Raw genomic sequence first — 16,565 nt, forward strand, 5'->3', positions numbered from 1 at the left:
AGCGCACCCCTTTGCGCTGCGCTGCGTCCGGGACACGAGAGGATCGCGATGAACGACCCAACCAACGTCAAGCTCCGCCTCAGCAACTCCGAACTCTGGGGCGGGCTGATCGGGCTCGCACTCGGCGGCTTCGTGATCTGGTCGGGCTTGAGGCTCAAGCTCGGCACCATCAACGATCCCGGCTCCGGCTACGTGCTGTTCTACACGGGCATCCTGATGTGCGTGTTCGCAGCCGCCATCGTCGTCTCGGCGATCACCGAGGGCGGGCCGACGCTGGCCGCGCGCTGGGAGAATGTGCGCTGGAGCAAGCCGCTTCTCCTCATCGCCTGCCTCACCGCATTCTCCTTCGCGCTGGAGCCGCTGGGATTTCTGCTGTCGTCGATCCCGCTGATGCTGCTGCTGTTGCGGCTGATCGATCCAGTGCGCTGGGCTCTGGCGATTCCAATCGCCGTGCTGGTGCCATCAGGCATGTGGTGGGTGCTCAAGCGGCTGCTGTTGATCCAATTGCCCTCGGGCCTGTTCGGGATCGGTTGACCCTATGGATACGCTCGTCAATGTGGCACATGGATTCGGCGTCGCGCTGCTGCCGGTCAACCTGCTCTACTGCTTCATCGGCGTCTTCATCGGCACGCTGGTCGGCGTGCTGCCGGGCATCGGCCCGATCTCGGCGATGTCGCTGCTGCTGCCCGTGACGCTGTCGGGAACGCCGGAATCCGGCATCATCATGATGGCCGGCATCTATTACGGTTCGATGTATGGCGGCTCGACCACCTCGATCCTGGTCAACATCCCCGGCGAGGCCGCCTCCGTCGTCACCTGCATCGACGGCCACCAGATGGCGAAACAGGGCCGCGCGGGACCGGCACTCGGCATCTCCGCTTTCGGCTCGTTCGTCGCCGGCACCTTCGCGCTGGTCGCCCTGATGCTGGTGGCCCCGAAGCTTGCCAGCATCGCCATCGCCTTCGGCCCGGCCGAATATTTCAGCCTGATGGTGCTCGGCCTCGTCGTGCTCACCTTTCTCACCCAGGGTTCGATGCCGAAGGCGCTGCTGATGGCGTGCATCGGCGTCGTGCTCGGGCTGATAGGGCTCGACAGCATCACCGCGCAGCCGCGGCTGACCTTCGGCCGCATGGAGCTGATCGACGGCGTCGGCCTCGTGCCCGTCGTGATGGGCCTGTTCGGCATCGCCGAAGTTCTTCTCAACACCGAGCAGGCCATCAAGCGAGACATCATCAACACCAAGATCACCCGCCTCCTGCCCAACAAAGAGGATTGGAAGGTGAGCGCAGGCCCGGTCGGCCGCGGCACGATCCTCGGCTTTTTCCTCGGCATCCTGCCGGGTGGCGGCGCAGTGGTGGCCTCATTTGCATCCTACGCGCTGGAGAAGCGGCTGTCGAAGACGCCCGAGCGTTTCGGCCATGGCGCGATCGAAGGCGTTGCGGGGCCGGAGTCGGCGAACAACGCCGCGGCGGGCGGCGCGTTCATTCCGCTGATGACGCTCGGCATCCCGCCGAACGTGGTGATGGCGCTGCTGCTCGGGGCCTTCGTCATTCACGGGCTACAGCCGGGACCGCTGCTGATCACGCAAAACCCCGGCCTGTTCTGGGGCATCGTCGCCAGCATGTATATCGGCAACGTCATGCTGCTGATCCTGAATCTGCCGATGATCGGCATGTGGGTGCAGTTGCTCAAGCTGCCCTACAACATCCTGTTCCCCTTGATCATCCTGTTCACGATCCTGGGCGTCTACTGCTCGAGCAACAACGTGTTCGACGTCTATGTGATGATCGCGTTCGGGATCATCGGCTATTTCATGCGCAAGCTCGGCTACGAGCCCGCACCGCTGGTGCTGGCCTTCGTGCTGGGACCGATGATGGAGAACAATCTGCGCAAGTCGCTGATCCTGTCGCAGGGCGATCTCTGGACCTTCGTGCAGCGCCCGATCTCGGGCGCGTGTCTCGTGCTCGCGCTGGTGCTGCTGATCGCTCCGCTGCTGCCGTCACTGCGCAAGAAGCGCGAGCTGGTGGCGCTGGATGAGGGGGCCTGAAGTTTTCGCAAGGTAGGCAAAGCGAAGCGTGCCCACCCTTGGCGCCGCATTGTTGGAGAGCTGGTGGGCACGGCGCAAGTGCGCCGCCTTTGCCCACCCCACGGCACCTCAACCCGCCGCAGGGAGCGCGTTCTCCGACGCCACACCCCACGGCCGCTCGGACGAGGCAAGCCCGATCAGGCGGCCCTGGATGTAGTCGCAGCCCCAGTCGCCCAGCATGCTTGCGGCCTCTTCGTCCTGCACCCATTCGGCGACGGTCTTGATGTCGAGGCGCCGGGCGAGGTCGATCAGGGTCTGCACGAAGGCGCGGTCGTCGGCGGAATGGGTGATGTTCTGCACGAAGGCGCCGTCGATCTTCACGATATCCACGCCGAGCTTGCGCAAATTGCGGAACGAGGTGTAGCCGGCGCCGAAATCGTCGATGGCGATGCGGCTGCCAAAATGCTTGAGGCGGCTGACGAAAGCGCGAACGTCGTCGATGTCCTGGATTGCGACCGTCTCGGTGATCTCGACGATCAGCCGCTCGGCAACACCGGGATGCGCCTGCATCAGCGATTCGATCCCCGCCCACCAATCCGGATCCATGGTGGTATCCGGCGAGATGTTGAGGCTGAGACAAACGTCGGGCGCGGCCGCAAGCTCGGCGACCACGAGCTCGAGCACGCGGTGATCGACAAGGCGGATCAGGCCGAGCCGCTCGGCGACCGGCACGATGTCCGGCGCAAGCAGCACCTGGCCATCGCCCTGGTCCATCCGTACCAGGCATTCGTGGAATGCGCGTTCGCGCGAGGCGGCCGAGACCACGGGCTCATAGGCGAGCCTGATGCGGCGTTCGTTGAGCGCGGTGACGATCTCGTCGGTAACGCGGATGTTGACGCGGCGCTGTGCGTCGCGCGCCGGATCCGGACGCCACGCCGCGAACGATCCTGCGCGACGGCGCTTGGCGGCATCCAGCGTTTCATGGGCGCGGTTGACGGCCTCGTCGGTATTGCGGGCATAGCGCGGCAGGCTGACCGCGCCGATCGAGGCGGTGACCGAGACCGGGCCGGATTTCGTCGGCACCACCTCGTCGCGGATGCCGGCGAGGAAGCGCTCCGCGGCGACGTTCATGTCGTCGACGGTGCAGTTCTTCAGGATCAGGCCGAACTTGTTGCCGGAGAAGCGCCCGAGCACGTCGCCGCCGCGCAGGCGCGAGCGAATGCGCTTGGCAATGTCGAGGATCACGGCATCGGCAACGTCGAAGCCGAAGGCATCGTTGACGCGGGCGAGATGATCGATGCCGACCAGCATGAAGGCCGCGGTCGAGCGGAAGCGGGTGGTCTCCTCAATTGTCTCGGCGAGCGCCGCGATCAGATGCGAGCGGTTGAGCTCGCCGGTCAGCGGGTCGAGACGCGCCAGCCTCGTCAGCTCCTCGTCGCGGGCGTGACGTTCATTGTTGATGCGGACGGAGCCGATCGCGCGCACGGGACGGCCGTCGGGACCAGCGAACCAGCGGCCGGTCTCCTCGATCCAGATGACGGGATCGCCGGCGCTCATGCGCACGCCATACTCGACGCGATAGGGCGTGCCATCGGCCCCATGCACGGCGGAGGTTTGCGCCAGAGCTGCGGTCCGCAGCGTTTGCGCGGGCTCGATCAGCTTGGCGAATTCGGCGCCGGTCGCGAGCCGCTCGGCGGGGATGCCGGGAAAGATGGCGGCGACCTGCTCACCCCAGACGATGGCATCGCTTGTGATGTCCCAGGCGAACACCGCCTGACCGAGCACGGCCAGGATGTCGGAGGCTTGCGGCAATGCAGGAGTCAAAATCGCCTCGTTTTGGGACAGTGGAGAAGTCCTGAACCGGCCCAGAATAGAACCAGATTCGTCCCCGACCCTAAGCAAAGTTGATAAACAATTTGGAAACCACGTTTCCGAAGCGCCGGGAACCAAACCGGCCCGGTCGGCATAGGCCTTGCGAGTACAGGACTCGCACCGGCACCCGCGTCCCGAAACGCGACAAGCTTGCCGGATCGACGGTGATTGCGATGTTGAGTACGGATCGATTGGACACGGCGGACAACGGCACAGGCACGGCCCTGGTGCCGCTGATGCCGACGTTGCAGTGGGTTCACAAGGCGCCGCTGCCGCGTCCCGATCCGAGTTTCGTTACTCAGCTCATCGCCAATGCGGAATATCTGCCCCAGACCAGCCGGCTCCGCCGCGCCTCTTCCGAGGATGCGCGGACGGCCTATGGCAGCAAGCAGCCACTGGGAAGCGTCGCCGCGCGAACGCGGCAGGTGGCTTGATCAGCGCGGCGGTGTATCCGGCGAGGACGGCGTGCCGTTGCCCGGCTGAAGATGCGGCGAGGGAATTTCCGGCGAGGGGGCGCCCTGCACCGGCTTTGGCGCAGGATGATCCATCAGCACGGATTCGGCGACGGATTGCGCCGAGGGGGCGGGCGGCGCGGGCTGCGGCGCAATCACCGGCTCGAACTTGGAGGCGGCCTCCGCATCATCCGCCGGTGCTTCGGCCTTGCGCTTGGCCTTGCGTGGTGCCGGCACCGTGGTCTCGGCGACATAGGTGACGCGGCGGCGCGTGCGCTGGGCAATGCCGCCGAGGAAGTCGGCCATCGCCAGCAGCACCAGCAGGAAAAAGGTGGAGTTGCCGAATTTCGGCCACATCACGAATTCGGCTGCGGCCGCGCCGAAGATGATCAGCGACAGCAAATGATCCATCAGGAATTTCGAGCCCGGTCGCGCGCCCTTGACCACCTCGAGCAGCAGCAGCACCACGCCGAGCGCGAGCAGGAGATCGGCAAGCGTGACCGGCCAGCTCTCGCCCGTGATCATCGGCACCTTGAACAGCACATCCGAGAAGGACACGCTGGGCATCAGGAAGGCGATGATGTTGTAGACCGCGAGCGGAATCAGGAGCAGCGGGAAACCGACCATCGGCGAGATGCCTTCTCGATCAAGATATCCGGACAGAACAATGCAGCGGCGAAGCATTTGCTCCGCCGCCGTCACCGTATCTCATGGGTTGGCCGAAACCAGGCGGGTCCAATCTCTCGCCTGAGGAAAGGTCCTGGCTTCAGGACTCTTTCTTCTTCAGGACCTGGCGGCCCTTGTACATGCCGGTCTTGAGGTCGAGATGGTGCGGACGACGGAGCTCACCGGAGTCCTTGTCTTCCACATAGGTCGGCTTCTTGATGGCGTCTGCCGAGCGGCGCATGCCACGGCGCGACGGCGAGGTTTTTCTTCTCGGAACGGCCATTTCAATATCCTCTAGGGATTGGTGTCATCAGGGCATCGTCCGCGAAGGGACGGCTCAGCACCCGCAATACGAGGCGAGCTGAATGCCGATCAAGGCCGCGCTTATAGAGGAAGGCTGGCCGTAAAGCTAGGCTCTTGGGCTGGAAAATACGCCCGGAACGGTCCCAAAATCAGCGATTTTCGCGCCAACAGGTCGCCAGCGAGCTCGCCTGCCCTCGCGCCATATAGGTGGCCGCCAGTCGCCGCACGCCTGGACCGGGAATCCGGGCGCTGCGTTTGACCGGATTCGGCAGGATCGACGCCAGAAGTGCGGCCTCCCGGGGGGAGAGGTCTTCGGCCGATTTGCCGAAGGCATAGGCGCTGGCCGCCTCCACCCCAAACTGCCCCTGCGGGCCGAGCTCGGCGATGTTGAGGTAAATCTCGAGAATCCGCGGCTTGGGCAGGACGAGATCGATCCACAGGGCCAGCGGGAATTCGAGCCCCTTGCGGATGAAATCGCGCCCCTGCCACAGGAACAGGTTTTTCGCCACCTGTTGGGTGATGGTGGAGGCGCCCCGGAAGGCGGTGCCGTCCTCCCTCGCGTCGTCGATCGCCTCGCGCAGCGCGCCCCAATCGATGCCGTGATGCTTGCAGAAATGGGCGTCCTCGGCCGCCACCACCGCGCGCGGCAGATACGGCGACATATCAGCCAGATCGATCCACTGCCGCTGCATCGGCGCGCCCCGCAGGCTGCGCCAGGCCATCAGCGTCGAAACAGGGTGGCCGGCGCGGTAAAACGGCGCGATCACATAAGGCGCGAGAACCACGACCGCGATCGCTACCAGCAGGATTTTGACGATGCGCAAATCGACCTTTCCGGTGCAAACCGAACCGCGGCCACGGGCTGGACCATTAAGTCTGTGATAATCTGGGCCTTTTCCAGCACTTTTTAGGCCTTCCAAACGATTGACTGGGGCAGGCGCATAAAGGATTGTCCGGCCGAATTTTAGTTCTGGAGCCCTTCTTGATGACCGGCACGTCCCCGTCCGATTTCGCCAAGCGTCTGGACAAGACCGCTGATGACACCGAGGCCTTGCTCGCTCGCCTGCTGTCGGACGACATCCTGCACGACGAGATCGCCCGGCCCAAGCGACTGATGGACGCAATGCGCTACTCGAGCCTCAATGGCGGCAAGCGCCTGCGGCCATTCCTGGTGGTCGAGAGCGCGGCCGTGTTCGGCGTGCCGCGCGAGGCGGCCCTGCTCGCCGGCGCGGCGCTCGAATGCATCCACTGCTATTCGCTGATCCATGACGATCTGCCGGCGATGGACAATTCGGACCTCCGTCGCGGCCGACCCACCCTGCACAAGAAGACCGATGACGCCACCGCGATCCTCGCCGGCGACGGCCTCCTGACGCTCGCCTTCGACATCATCACGCGCGACGAGGTCCATCGCGATGCCAATGTGCGGCTGTTGCTGACGCGCGCGCTGGCGCGCTGCGCCGGCATCGGCGGCATGGTCGGCGGCCAGATCCTCGATCTCGCTGGCGAAGGCCGCTTTGGCGGCAACGAGCCGATCGATGTGGCCCGCGTTCAGCAGATGAAGACCGGTGCGCTCCTGCGCTACGGCTGCATCGCCGGCGCGATCCTCGGCCAAGCCTCGCAGAAAGAATATCAGGCGCTCGACGATTACGGCCGCGCGCTCGGGGAAGCCTTCCAGATCGCCGACGATCTGCTCGACGTGGAAGGCGATGCGGCCGCACTCGGCAAGCCCTCGGGCCAGGACGCGGCGCTCGGCAAGACCACCTTCGTCACCCAGCTCGGCATCGAAGGTGCCAAGCAGCGCGTGCGCGATCTGCTCGCGCGCGCCGACAGCGCCGTGTCGATCTTCGGCGACCGCGCCGCCGTGTTGCAGGCCGCGGCGCGCTTCGTCGCCGAACGGAAGAATTGACGTTGCGCGCGATCTCCACCTCTCCCCGCTTGCGGCCGCTTGCGGGGAGAGGTCGATCTTCAAGCGCAGCTTGAACATCGGGCGAGGGAGCAGACTGCCGTCGCGGCAACCGTGAGAGAGCCGTCACCGTCATGGCCACTGACAAGGAAGATCCCGTCCTCGTCCGCTTCGGCAAGATGTCGCGGCCGATGCGGCTCATCTATGCGCGGCCGCGGACCTTCACCGCGCTCGCGGCCGGCATTCTGGTCTGCCTGCTGCTGCCGGGGTCATACCGACTGGTGACACGGCTCCTATTCGGCTGGGATGCGCTGATCACTGTCTATCTCGTGCTGGTCTATGCGATGATGCTGTGCAATGACCATCAGCACATCCGCCGCGCCGCCGCGATGCAGGACGACGGCCGCTTCGTGATCCTGCTGGTGACGGCGACCGGCGCCTTCGCCAGCATCGCGGCGATCGTCTCCGAGCTCGGCACGCCGCATCGCGGCGTTCTCGAGCTGACGATCGCGATCACCACCATCGCGCTGTCGTGGGCGGCCGTGCACACGATCTTCGCACTGCATTACGCGCATGATTATTATCGGCACGGTACGGCAGGTGGCCTTCAGTTTCCGAGCGGCGACAAGGAGGACCACGCCGACTACTGGGATTTCGTCTATTTCTCCTTCGTGATCGGCATGACCGCGCAGGTCTCCGACGTCGGCATCACCGACAAGACGATCCGCCGCACGGCCACAGCGCACGGGATCGTGTCGTTCATCTACAATACGGCGCTGTTGGCCCTGACGGTGAACATCGCGGCGAGCGCGATTGCGAGCTGACGTCCTCTCAGCCACCAGGAACGACGATCTCGATCAGCACGGCCTTCAACGGCACACTTCTGCATTCGCATCGTTGCCGGGGCCACCGCCACCGCGATATTCCAGATGGCAACCGCGGCTGACGGGGCGACAGCCCGCGCTATTGCAGAAGACCTGCCCGCCACCGGCGGCGCGGCCTGCACCAGCGGCAGCAGCGATGCCAGCAGCGGCACCATAACCGCCCGCAGCTCCAGCAGCCGCACCTCCGGCCTGACGACGCTGTCGTGCAGGACGTCCATCGCCGTCGTCGCGCTTGGCCGTCGCAGGCTTGGCCGGCTTGGCTGCACGCTGCTTCTCGCACTCATTGTCGTCGTTGACCACATAGCCTTCGCGGCAGACGATTTTCGTGCATTTGTCGCCATCGGCCTTGAAGCCGCGCTCGCAGACCAGCGGACAGACGCGCGACGGTCTTGACTTGACTGCATCGAGCGCGTCGGTGCTTGCCACCTTCACGTCGAGCTTGGTGCCGGCATAGCGGTTGAACTGTGACAGCGATCGCTGCGAGGACGCATTCCAATTACCGTCGGCCTGCCCGGAGAAACACCCGACGCGACCGAGCTCGGTCTGCACCGAGCGGTTGAGATCGGCCGGCGCGGTCGCCGGGGTCAGCGAGGCGACGCTGGTGCCGACCGGGCTCGCCGTGCCGGTAGGCGGGGTGCTCGGCACGGCGGCGGCGAGATCGACGCGCTGCTGCTCGGCGGCGGCGGCCTGCTGTTGCGCCTGTTCCTTGGCCCTCTGCGCTGCAAGCTGCACTTGTTCGGCGGCCTTGGCGTCGGCCGCAGCCTTGGCCAACGCCTCCTTCTGCGCGCCGAGCACAGCGAGACGATCGCGTTCGGCCTCGGCCTGCTTCGCCAATTCGATCGCCGCCGCATGGGCCTGCTCGGCCTGGATCTTGTCGATCTGGAGCTTGGCGAGGTTCGCATAGAAGCCGTCGGGGTGCTGGGCGACGAAGGCTTCCAAGGCCGCCCTGTTGCCGACCTGGAGCGCGAGCTCGTAGTCGCGGCGGACATCAGCCTGGGGATTCGCCACAGGCGATGCCGGCGCTACGGCTGTCACCTTGACCGGTACCAGCGGCACGTCCTCGCCGCCGAGCGAACCGTAGACGAACGGCTCCTGCTTGTTGCCGGTCGATTTGAGCACGTCGTCACGCACGAAGCCGAAGGCGCGGCGGACGTCGAGGCCCGGCGTCGTCAGATGCTTCGACAGTGCGATCGTGAACGGGCTGTTGGCACCGTTGCCGTCCTGCGCCGTGAAACCGGCCTTGGCCGAATAGGCAATCAGCGTGTTGGAGTTGGTCGGCTCGATCCGGGCGAGGCCACGGCCGATGCCGCGCGAGGCAATCGTGCGCTTCATCTGCTTGCCGAACGGATTGTCGCGGCAGGCATCCAGGATCACCAGACGAAGCTGCTTTGCAGGCTCGACCGCGACCAGGACACGGTCGAGCGAGAGCGCTTCGTCGTAGACGTCGGTGTCGCGCTCGAGCTTGGCATCCACCGGGATCAGATAGTTCGAGCCCTCGACCTCGATGCCGTGGCCAGCGTAATAGACCACGGCGATATCGGCATCGCGGGTCGCGTCGGCGAAGTCGCGCAGCACGCGCCGCGTGTCCAGCGCCGACAGATCGTGCCAGGATTCGACGACGTCGAAGCCGGCCTCCTTCAGCGTCTTCGCCATCACCGCCCCATCATTGACGGGATTGGCGAGCGAGGGCGCGTGCTGATAGGCCGAGTTGGCGAGCACCAGCGCGACGCGTTTTCCGGCGAAAGCGGGCCCGGCGCCGAACAGGATGCCGAGGACGACGAAAAGCGGACAAAGTCTGAGCAAACTGCGCATGACACGACTTCCGATGGTTCCGGGCCGTTCGGGCCCTTTGGGGCCGCTTTAGCAACATCCATCGCCCGCGCTTGTGATGGAGGTCACGAAGGGGACGCCGACGACAGGCCGGATGAGCCCAATATGTTTGTCGCGCCAGCGCTGTCGCGGTTCGCCGCCGAATGGTCGCGCGGACCGGTTCCGTCAGACAACCCCGATGTGCTCCCGATATTGCGGCAGATTGTCCGTAATCTCGTGCCAGGGCGCCTTCGATCCCACAAAAATATGGGCGCTCGGCCGGATCGAGGGGGCATCGACCAGGGTTCCCATGGCGACATGGACCCATTGTCCTTCCCGTACCCGGGAATAGAGCAGTGAGCCGCAGCGGGCACAATGGGCGTCATGGGTGGTATCGTCGCCGAAAATCATCCGCCGGTCCCAGCCGCGGACGATGCGGAGCTTGTCGTGCGCGATGCCGGCGAACGGCTTGAACGCGGCGCCGGTGGTGCGACGGCAGTTCGAGCAGTGGCAGTTCATCGCATAGGAGAACGCGTCCGCCACCTCGAAGCGCACGGCGCGGCAATAGCATTCGCCGGCGAGGATACGAGCATTCGAATTCTCTGATCCGATCATTCCAGCGTCCTTGCGCAATTGGCGAGAGACACCCATAGCGCATTTTGATGTCTACGACTAAGTTCGCCCCAAGCCATCATGCAGAGGAATGACCCATGAGCCAGGACCGGTCGAGCGTCGAATCCGTCGTGCAATCCTACTTTGACGGACTCTATGAGGGAGACGCCGAAAAGCTCGGCGCCATCTTCCATCCCTCCGCCGATCTGCGCTGGGTCGAGAAGGGCGAGCTCCAGGTTCTGACAGTGCCCGACTGGCTCGACCGCGTGCGCAAGCGCGCCTCGGCCAAAGCCGAAGGCAAGCCGCGCGAGGACTTTATCGTCACCATCGACCGTTCGGACGAAAAGACCGCCTTCATCAAGGTGCGCTGCCAGCTGCCGCCGCGCTACTTCACTGACTATCTGGTGGCGATGAAGCTCGCCGACGGCTGGCAGATCGTATCGAAATCGTATCGGTACGACCTGAGGGAGTGAGGGGTCTCTCGGCGCTTCGCTGCCTGAAATCTGGCGCACTCGTTCTCGATTCTCCGTCATTGCAATGACGGTTCGATGAACCGTGCGTTGAATCCCACCCCGCCCCAGCTCCACTGCCTGATAGCCTCCCATGCCTCTCGACCGCCGTTCCCTGCTCGTCTCACTCTGCTGCATGGCCGCTTCTCCCGCGCTTGCCGCGGAGGCGCCGCCAGAGCTCGAAACCTATGAACGTGAAAGCGGCGGGCGGGTTGGGCTCTATGCGGAAAATCTGGTGAACGGCAAAAAGCTTGCCTGGCGCGCCGACGAGCGGTTCGTGATGTGTTCGACATTCAAGGCTTCGCTGGCGGCCTTCGTGCTGGGGCGGGTCGATCGCGGCGAGGAGCAACTCGCGGCCATGATCCCTTACGGTCAGGCGGATCTGCTGGAATACGCACCGGTGGCGAGGGAAAACCTCGCAGCCGGCAAGATGTCGGTCGGCGAGATGTGCAAGGCCATCGTCGAGCTCAGCGACAACACCTGCGCCAATCTGCTGCTGGCGCGGATCGGCGGCCCCGCCGCGCTGACTGGATTCTGGCGGTCGCTCGGCGACACCACCTCGCGGCTCGACCACGACGAGCCCGAGCTCAACCGCTCTCCGCCCGGCAATCCCCAGGACACCACGACGCCGGCGGCGATGGCGAACAATCTGCGCCGGCTGGTGCTGGGCGAAGCCTTGTCGGCGCAATCCCGCGTTCAGCTCACCGAATGGATGGTGAACTGCAAGACCGGCGCGAACCGGCTGCGCGGCGGCCTGCCCGCAGGCTGGAAGATCGGCGACAAGACCGGCTACAATGGCAAGGACGCAGCTGGCGACATCGCGGTGGCCTGGCCGAAGCCCGACACGCCGGTCCTGATCACGGCCTACGTCCAGGGCGGCACGCCGACCCCGGCGAAGATCGCCGGCGTGTTTGCGCAAATCGGCAGGATGGTGACCGACCGGCTGGCGTCAGCCGCGCATTGACGGTACGGCCGCTTCCGGGTCAAGACAGACCATCATGGAAGCGAAGTTTCAGACTTTTCTCATCTTGCTCGCCGTGCTGGCAGGCACCGCACTTGCCGCGCGCCGCATCAACATCGCGCCTGCCATTCTGCTGATGCTGTCCGGCGTCGGCCTCGCCTTCGTGCCGGGCATGCCCACGGTGGAATTGCCACCAGAGCTCGTGCTCCTCATGGTGCTGCCGCCGCTGATCTACTCGGCGAGCGTCGCCATGAGCTGGCGCGAGTTCAAGAACAATCTGCGTCCGATCGTGCTGCTCGCGGTCGGCGCGGTGATCTTCACCACCGCGATGGTGGCGGCCGCCACGCATTATGTGATCGGCCTGCCCTGGCCCATCGGGTTCCTGCTCGGAGCCATCGTTGCGCCACCCGACGTGGTGGCGCCGCTCGCGATCGCGCGCCGGCTCAACATGCCACGCCGGCTCCTGGTCATCCTGGAGGGTGAAGGACTGGCCAATGACGCCACTGCGCTGATCCTCTACCGCTTCGCGCTCGCGGCGATCATGGTCGGGAATTTCTCACTGCCGCTCGCGGCCGGCGAGTTCCTCCTGATCGTCGCGAGCGAGATCGCCTTCGGTATCGGCGTCGGCTGGCTCTCCTTGCGATTCCGCAAATGGTCCGGGGATCCGCAGGTCGAGCTGACGCTGTCGCTGATCACACCCTACGTCTCCTACTGGCTGCCCGAGCACGTCGGCGGCTCCGGCGTGATCGCGACCGTCGCCTGCGGCCTCTATGTGAGCTGGAACGGGCCGTTGCTGATCTCGTCGGCGACGCGCCTGCAGGGCATCTTCTTCTGGGATCTCGTGATCTACCTGATCGAGGGAATGCTGTTCCTGCTCACCGGCTTCCAGATGCGCACGCTGTACGAGAAATCAAAAGCCTTCCCGCTCGATGACATTCTCATCGCGACTGCGGTGGTCCTGGTCATCGTCGTGATCGCGCGCTTCGCCTGGCTTTATCCCGCGACCTATCTGCCGCGGATGCTCTCCAAATCGCTGCGTACGCGCGACCCGTCGCCGCCATGGCAATGGCCGTTCGTGCTCGCCTTCACCGGCGTGCGTGGCGCCGTGTCGCTGGCTGCCGCGCTGGCGCTGCCGTTCACGCTGCCCGGCGGCGAGGCCTTTCCGTCTCGCGACCTGATCCTGTTCGTCGCCTTCGGTGTCATCTTCGTTACGCTGATCGGCGTCGGCCTGACGCTGCCGCCGGTCGTGCGCTGGCTCGGTGTCGCCGAAGCCGGCCGCCACGAGCATGCCGCTGCGCACGAAGCCGAGATCGCCGCCCGCCGCCAGGCGCTCGAGGCCGCTCTGGAATCACTCGACGCGCTGACCGCGCAAAAGGAAGTGTCCGAAGAAGTGATGCGGCTGCTGCGCGCACGACACGAAATCCGCGTCAGCCAGCTCCCGGACTCGCTCGATCCCAACCACCACGACGTTTCAGCCGCCGGCACCGCGCTGACCCGCGACCTGATCGCCGCCGAAAGGAAATTCATCCACAACCTCCTGCGCGACGGCCAGATCACCGACGAGACGCGGCGGCGGATCGAACGCGATCTGGATCTGGAGGAGGCGAGTCTGGCGAACCGCGAATATCGAGGCGGGCCGCTGTAGCTTCCTTCTCATTGCGGCTGCTGGACCGGCCGAGCCAACTACCGCCTCTCGCAAAACTCCCTCATTGCAGCCGCGACGGCTCCCGCGACGACCTCCTGCCGCTCCGGCGAGTTCATCTCCATTTCCTCATCGCGATTGACGATCGAGCCGGCCTCGAGCAGCACGGCGGCGCTCCGCGTCCGCGACAGCACGACGAGCCCGTCATAGCGATAGACGCCGACATCCTTGTCGAGCAGCTGGTGGCGATAGCGGCCCATCACCGGCAGGGTGTATTGGCTGGCATAGTGCAGGCCCTGCTCCTTCAGCTGCTTGCCGATCATCCGGGCCAGCATCAGGCTGCTGGCGAAGTGCGGATTCTGCTGCGACACGAACAGCGAATGACCCGAAAAACGATCGCTGAAATAGCTCTTTGCGCCGTCGAACTCCCAGGTTTCGAGCAGCTTGTCCGGCACCGAATCATGATGGACCGACAGGAACAGATCGGTGCGGCCTTGGTTCGCGGCACTGATGCGCTTGAACAGGCTCGGCCGTGCCTTGCCGTCCGTGACGAGCAGGCGGGTTTCGGCAAAGCCTTCAGACTTGAGCTTCGCTGTGATCAGTCTGGCGAGGCGGAAGTTGAAGCCGAACTCCGGATCATTGCGCGCGCTCAGTGCGCCGTAGGAGTCCGGGGTGTGCCCGACATCCACGACGATCCGAAATTTAGGCATCTCACATTTGGCCGGTGACAGCTGCTTGGGCTTGGGTCTCGCAGCCTTTCGCGCGGCAACGGCCTCGCTGCTGCCAACAGTCGCAAGCGGCGACAGCAAGATCAATGCGACCAACCCGACGATGATGCTCCGCAACCGCCCCAAGCGCTACTCCGCTGCTGCGATCCTGGGGCGACCGAGCACGATCTTCTTCGGCTCGCCGTCGGGCTCCGGGAGCTCGCCGGACAGCAGCACGGGAATCCAGAAGCGGCGCAACAGTTCGCCCATTGCCGTTCCGGGGCCGGACTCGGCGAGGAATTCGTTGTCCTCGGCGCGGAACATGGTGGATCCTCCCGATTTCGTTTTCGGGAAGATTGGCGCAGACCTGACCACGCGTCAACGCTGTGGCACCGCCTCATTGCAAGACGAGTCAGCTCGTGCGGCTCGCCCGTCCCTAGGCGGCACGCGGCGGAGATTGCGTCTGCGGAGGAAGCTGTTCGACTTCTTCCGCAATGGCCTGGAGAGCGCGCAACGTGTACTCCCGGTTCATGGACTCCGTGGTGGCCTGAAGTTCGCGCAGCGCGATCCTGAACGGCTCCTGTGTGTCCGGGAAGTCCGATGCGTTGGACGCCAGCAATTGCTGGGCTGCCACGAAGAGCTTGGTTCGCGCGCTCTCCCATGCGGCCATCATCTGGCGCACGCGTGGGCCGCCGCCAACACCCCAGATCTTGTCGAGAACATCCGCGTCCATGAGGTGCTGATCCTGAGCTTCCCGCAGGATCATGTTCATGTGGCTGAGCAACTGCGTCACGGCTGACTTCCAGGCATCCATCTCCTTGGACGTATCCGGCGCCAGCGGGAAATCGAACCTGGCCGGCCTGTATTGGCTGCTCCTCTCCAGGAAGAGGAATCTGAACTCGAGGCCGATGTTGATGGCACTCAGAAGGCGAGACGTCAGAGGATCGCCATAGTGCCGGACGATCATCTTGACGATGTAGATGTGGATTTCGGTCTTCTTGCTCACATAGGTCACGACCCGGGACACGAATAGCCGATATGCATCGTCACCCTTGGACGTCGCGACGACAAGATAGTTCTCGTCGCCGCGCTGGAGCGCGTTGGTAGCCAGCGTCCTGATGCCTTCGGCCCATGTTCCGCTCATCTCGGCCGGCATTCTGTTGATGAACGCATTCCAGTCGAAAAAGCGATTCTTTTCCTCCGGGAACCCAAAGACCTGGAAGGAATTTCCGACCATCTCGATCTTGAACTTCGACAGATCCACTCCGTCCGGCCCGATCATCGGAGGCGCGTCACTGTGGAGGATGATCTTCCGCTCCGGATAGGTTTCCGAGGAGACGCGCGATTCCAGATACACCTGAATGCAGCTGTACAGCCTTGCGGCAGACGAGACGAGCTTCTGCCGCCAGAGCTCATCCTGCTTGCTGACACCGCCACTTGCGCCACCGTGCCTCCCGAGCACGGCATCCGCCGTCGCCGAGATATCCGCCAGCAGCGCGAAAACGGGATTTGGCGATGGCTCGGCCGCGCTCATGCCCGGCACCGTGAATATGTGATTCTCGTCGATCTTGATCGCCTGGAGATAATCGAGCGTGGTTTGGTTCGCCGCACCAATTGAAATCGGAAGAATTCTTCGGGGGATGTTGCCGTGGATCTTCGGACGCTCCTCGAGCGACCTCGCGAAATAGCCGACCTCGAAGCCCGGAAACGCGAAGCTCGGTTTGAGCCTGTCCGTCAGGATCACCAGGAGAATGTCAGCCTCATCCAATGCGTTGGTGATCACGGTACGATAGTCCGACCCCTTTCCGATGCTCCCGACGTCGCGGAACACCTTGACCGGAGGAAGTGACGCAGCGACGGCAAACAATTGCAGTAGCTCAGCCTCGAAGCTCGCGGCCAGCTCCCGGTCTTCACTGACATAGCTGATGAAGACCGAGATCTGCTCGGGTCGGGCGGCCTTTGCCCGCCGGGTGCGGTCGGAATTCGCCGACCTGCGTTTGCCGGCCGTCGTCGACTTTTGCTTGCCCGCCTTGGCCATGTGATGCTCCCGAATACTTAAGGTTGTGATCCGATGCGCAATTCTCCATTTCCACGCGCGAGCCTAGGCGATCAGCCTGCCGAGGCAATGTAAGCTGGTTCACAGAACGGCAAGTTTATCGGATCGTGCGCGAGGGCATGCCAGACCTTCAGCACACAGGGCCCTGCTTGTGAGCGCT

17 protein-coding genes are annotated in these 16,565 nt (G+C 64.5%); 8 read left to right on the forward strand and 9 right to left on the reverse strand.

Annotated elements, in window-relative coordinates:
- Positions 1-48 precede the first annotated feature (48 nt).
- Together BRAD3257_RS38645 and BRAD3257_RS38650 are read left to right on the forward strand one after the other, a co-directional pair.
- Positions 49-534, forward strand: coding sequence for a tripartite tricarboxylate transporter TctB family protein (locus BRAD3257_RS38645; protein ID WP_122406204.1), 486 nt, complete (start codon positions 49-51; stop codon positions 532-534).
- Positions 535-538: 4 nt separating this feature from the next.
- On the forward strand, positions 539-2,047 hold the full coding sequence (locus BRAD3257_RS38650; RefSeq protein ID WP_122406205.1) for a tripartite tricarboxylate transporter permease: 1,509 nt from the start codon (positions 539-541) through the stop codon (positions 2,045-2,047).
- A 108-nt stretch (positions 2,048-2,155) separates the two neighbouring features.
- On the opposite strand, the gene BRAD3257_RS38655 is transcribed toward BRAD3257_RS38650, so the two are convergent.
- Positions 2,156-3,850 (reverse strand): bifunctional diguanylate cyclase/phosphodiesterase, encoded by a 1,695-nt coding sequence (locus BRAD3257_RS38655; protein WP_122406206.1) that lies wholly within the window; start codon positions 3,848-3,850, stop codon positions 2,156-2,158.
- A 221-nt stretch (positions 3,851-4,071) separates the two neighbouring features.
- On the opposite strand from BRAD3257_RS38655, the gene BRAD3257_RS38660 reads away from it, so the two are divergent.
- Positions 4,072-4,332, forward strand: a complete 261-nt coding sequence (locus BRAD3257_RS38660) for a hypothetical protein (RefSeq protein ID WP_162500520.1) — start codon at positions 4,072-4,074, stop codon at positions 4,330-4,332.
- Here the strand turns inward: BRAD3257_RS38660 and BRAD3257_RS38665 are convergent, their stop codons facing one another.
- From BRAD3257_RS38665 to mtgA, 3 genes are all read right to left on the reverse strand, one after another.
- A complete protein-coding gene (locus BRAD3257_RS38665; protein WP_162500521.1) occupies positions 4,333-4,977 on the reverse strand; it encodes a hypothetical protein in 645 nt (214 codons plus the stop codon).
- 139 nt (positions 4,978-5,116) lie between these two features.
- A complete protein-coding gene (gene rpmF, locus BRAD3257_RS38670) occupies positions 5,117-5,299 on the reverse strand; it encodes a 50S ribosomal protein L32 (protein ID WP_007598106.1) in 183 nt (60 codons plus the stop codon).
- Between the two features lie 169 nt (positions 5,300-5,468).
- Positions 5,469-6,143: a monofunctional biosynthetic peptidoglycan transglycosylase gene (mtgA, locus tag BRAD3257_RS38675; protein WP_122406209.1), complete on the reverse strand. Its 675-nt coding sequence runs from the start codon at positions 6,141-6,143 to the stop codon at positions 5,469-5,471.
- Between the two features lie 161 nt (positions 6,144-6,304).
- On the opposite strand from mtgA, the gene BRAD3257_RS38680 reads away from it, so the two are divergent.
- Together BRAD3257_RS38680 and BRAD3257_RS38685 are read left to right on the forward strand one after the other, a co-directional pair.
- On the forward strand, positions 6,305-7,228 hold the full coding sequence (locus tag BRAD3257_RS38680; RefSeq protein WP_122406210.1) for a polyprenyl synthetase family protein: 924 nt from the start codon (positions 6,305-6,307) through the stop codon (positions 7,226-7,228).
- A gap of 131 nt (positions 7,229-7,359) precedes the next feature.
- Positions 7,360-8,049 (forward strand): DUF1345 domain-containing protein, encoded by a 690-nt coding sequence (locus BRAD3257_RS38685; protein WP_122406211.1) that lies wholly within the window; start codon positions 7,360-7,362, stop codon positions 8,047-8,049.
- A 45-nt stretch (positions 8,050-8,094) separates the two neighbouring features.
- Here the strand turns inward: BRAD3257_RS38685 and BRAD3257_RS38690 are convergent, their stop codons facing one another.
- Complete coding sequence (locus BRAD3257_RS38690; RefSeq protein WP_122406212.1) at positions 8,095-9,921, reverse strand: caspase family protein; 1,827 nt, start codon at positions 9,919-9,921, stop codon at positions 8,095-8,097.
- A 183-nt stretch (positions 9,922-10,104) separates the two neighbouring features.
- The gene (locus tag BRAD3257_RS38695) at positions 10,105-10,533 is read right to left on the reverse strand and encodes a GFA family protein (protein ID WP_122406213.1); all 429 of its coding nucleotides are present in this window, start codon (positions 10,531-10,533) and stop codon (positions 10,105-10,107) included.
- A gap of 95 nt (positions 10,534-10,628) precedes the next feature.
- On the opposite strand from BRAD3257_RS38695, the gene BRAD3257_RS38700 reads away from it, so the two are divergent.
- From BRAD3257_RS38700 to BRAD3257_RS38710, 3 genes are all read left to right on the forward strand, one after another.
- Positions 10,629-11,003: a nuclear transport factor 2 family protein gene (locus BRAD3257_RS38700; RefSeq protein WP_122406214.1), complete on the forward strand. Its 375-nt coding sequence runs from the start codon at positions 10,629-10,631 to the stop codon at positions 11,001-11,003.
- Between the two features lie 130 nt (positions 11,004-11,133).
- Positions 11,134-12,003, forward strand: a complete 870-nt coding sequence (gene bla / locus BRAD3257_RS38705; protein WP_122406215.1) for a class A beta-lactamase — start codon at positions 11,134-11,136, stop codon at positions 12,001-12,003.
- Positions 12,004-12,037: 34 nt separating this feature from the next.
- The gene (locus BRAD3257_RS38710) at positions 12,038-13,645 is read left to right on the forward strand and encodes a Na+/H+ antiporter (RefSeq protein ID WP_162500522.1); all 1,608 of its coding nucleotides are present in this window, start codon (positions 12,038-12,040) and stop codon (positions 13,643-13,645) included.
- Between the two features lie 38 nt (positions 13,646-13,683).
- Here BRAD3257_RS38710 and BRAD3257_RS38715 read toward each other — a convergent pair whose 3' ends face one another.
- The 3 genes from BRAD3257_RS38715 to BRAD3257_RS38725 all read right to left on the reverse strand — a co-directional run bounded on the left by BRAD3257_RS38715 (position 13,684) and on the right by BRAD3257_RS38725 (position 16,387).
- Entirely contained in the window at positions 13,684-14,496 is an 813-nt protein-coding gene (locus BRAD3257_RS38715) for an N-acetylmuramoyl-L-alanine amidase (protein ID WP_162500523.1), read from the reverse strand.
- A 3-nt stretch (positions 14,497-14,499) separates the two neighbouring features.
- On the reverse strand, positions 14,500-14,673 hold the full coding sequence (locus BRAD3257_RS38720; RefSeq protein ID WP_244607842.1) for a Rieske (2Fe-2S) protein: 174 nt from the start codon (positions 14,671-14,673) through the stop codon (positions 14,500-14,502).
- Positions 14,674-14,785: 112 nt separating this feature from the next.
- Positions 14,786-16,387: a toll/interleukin-1 receptor domain-containing protein gene (locus BRAD3257_RS38725; protein ID WP_122406217.1), complete on the reverse strand. Its 1,602-nt coding sequence runs from the start codon at positions 16,385-16,387 to the stop codon at positions 14,786-14,788.
- Positions 16,388-16,565: the final 178 nt, after the last annotated feature.

The organism is Bradyrhizobium vignae (assembly GCF_900324035.1).
In the GTDB taxonomy this organism is placed as follows: Bacteria; Pseudomonadota; Alphaproteobacteria; order Rhizobiales; family Xanthobacteraceae; genus Bradyrhizobium; species Bradyrhizobium vignae.

Coding starts and splice junctions, on each gene's coding strand:
- BRAD3257_RS38695 (WP_122406213.1), bottom strand. CDS start 10,533: ATGATCGGATCAGAGAATTCGAATGCTCGTATCCTCGCCGGCGAATGC.
- BRAD3257_RS38660 (WP_162500520.1), top strand. CDS start 4,072: ATGTTGAGTACGGATCGATTGGACACGGCGGACAACGGCACAGGCACG.
- BRAD3257_RS38685 (WP_122406211.1), top strand. CDS start 7,360: ATGGCCACTGACAAGGAAGATCCCGTCCTCGTCCGCTTCGGCAAGATG.
- BRAD3257_RS38710 (WP_162500522.1), top strand. CDS start 12,038: ATGGAAGCGAAGTTTCAGACTTTTCTCATCTTGCTCGCCGTGCTGGCA.
- BRAD3257_RS38690 (WP_122406212.1), bottom strand. CDS start 9,921: ATGCGCAGTTTGCTCAGACTTTGTCCGCTTTTCGTCGTCCTCGGCATC.
- BRAD3257_RS38665 (WP_162500521.1), bottom strand. CDS start 4,977: ATGGTCGGTTTCCCGCTGCTCCTGATTCCGCTCGCGGTCTACAACATC.
- bla (WP_122406215.1), top strand. CDS start 11,134: ATGCCTCTCGACCGCCGTTCCCTGCTCGTCTCACTCTGCTGCATGGCC.
- BRAD3257_RS38650 (WP_122406205.1), top strand. CDS start 539: ATGGATACGCTCGTCAATGTGGCACATGGATTCGGCGTCGCGCTGCTG.
- BRAD3257_RS38720 (WP_244607842.1), bottom strand. CDS start 14,673: ATGTTCCGCGCCGAGGACAACGAATTCCTCGCCGAGTCCGGCCCCGGA.
- BRAD3257_RS38645 (WP_122406204.1), top strand. CDS start 49: ATGAACGACCCAACCAACGTCAAGCTCCGCCTCAGCAACTCCGAACTC.
- rpmF (WP_007598106.1), bottom strand. CDS start 5,299: ATGGCCGTTCCGAGAAGAAAAACCTCGCCGTCGCGCCGTGGCATGCGC.
- BRAD3257_RS38680 (WP_122406210.1), top strand. CDS start 6,305: ATGACCGGCACGTCCCCGTCCGATTTCGCCAAGCGTCTGGACAAGACC.
- BRAD3257_RS38725 (WP_122406217.1), bottom strand. CDS start 16,387: ATGGCCAAGGCGGGCAAGCAAAAGTCGACGACGGCCGGCAAACGCAGG.
- BRAD3257_RS38700 (WP_122406214.1), top strand. CDS start 10,629: ATGAGCCAGGACCGGTCGAGCGTCGAATCCGTCGTGCAATCCTACTTT.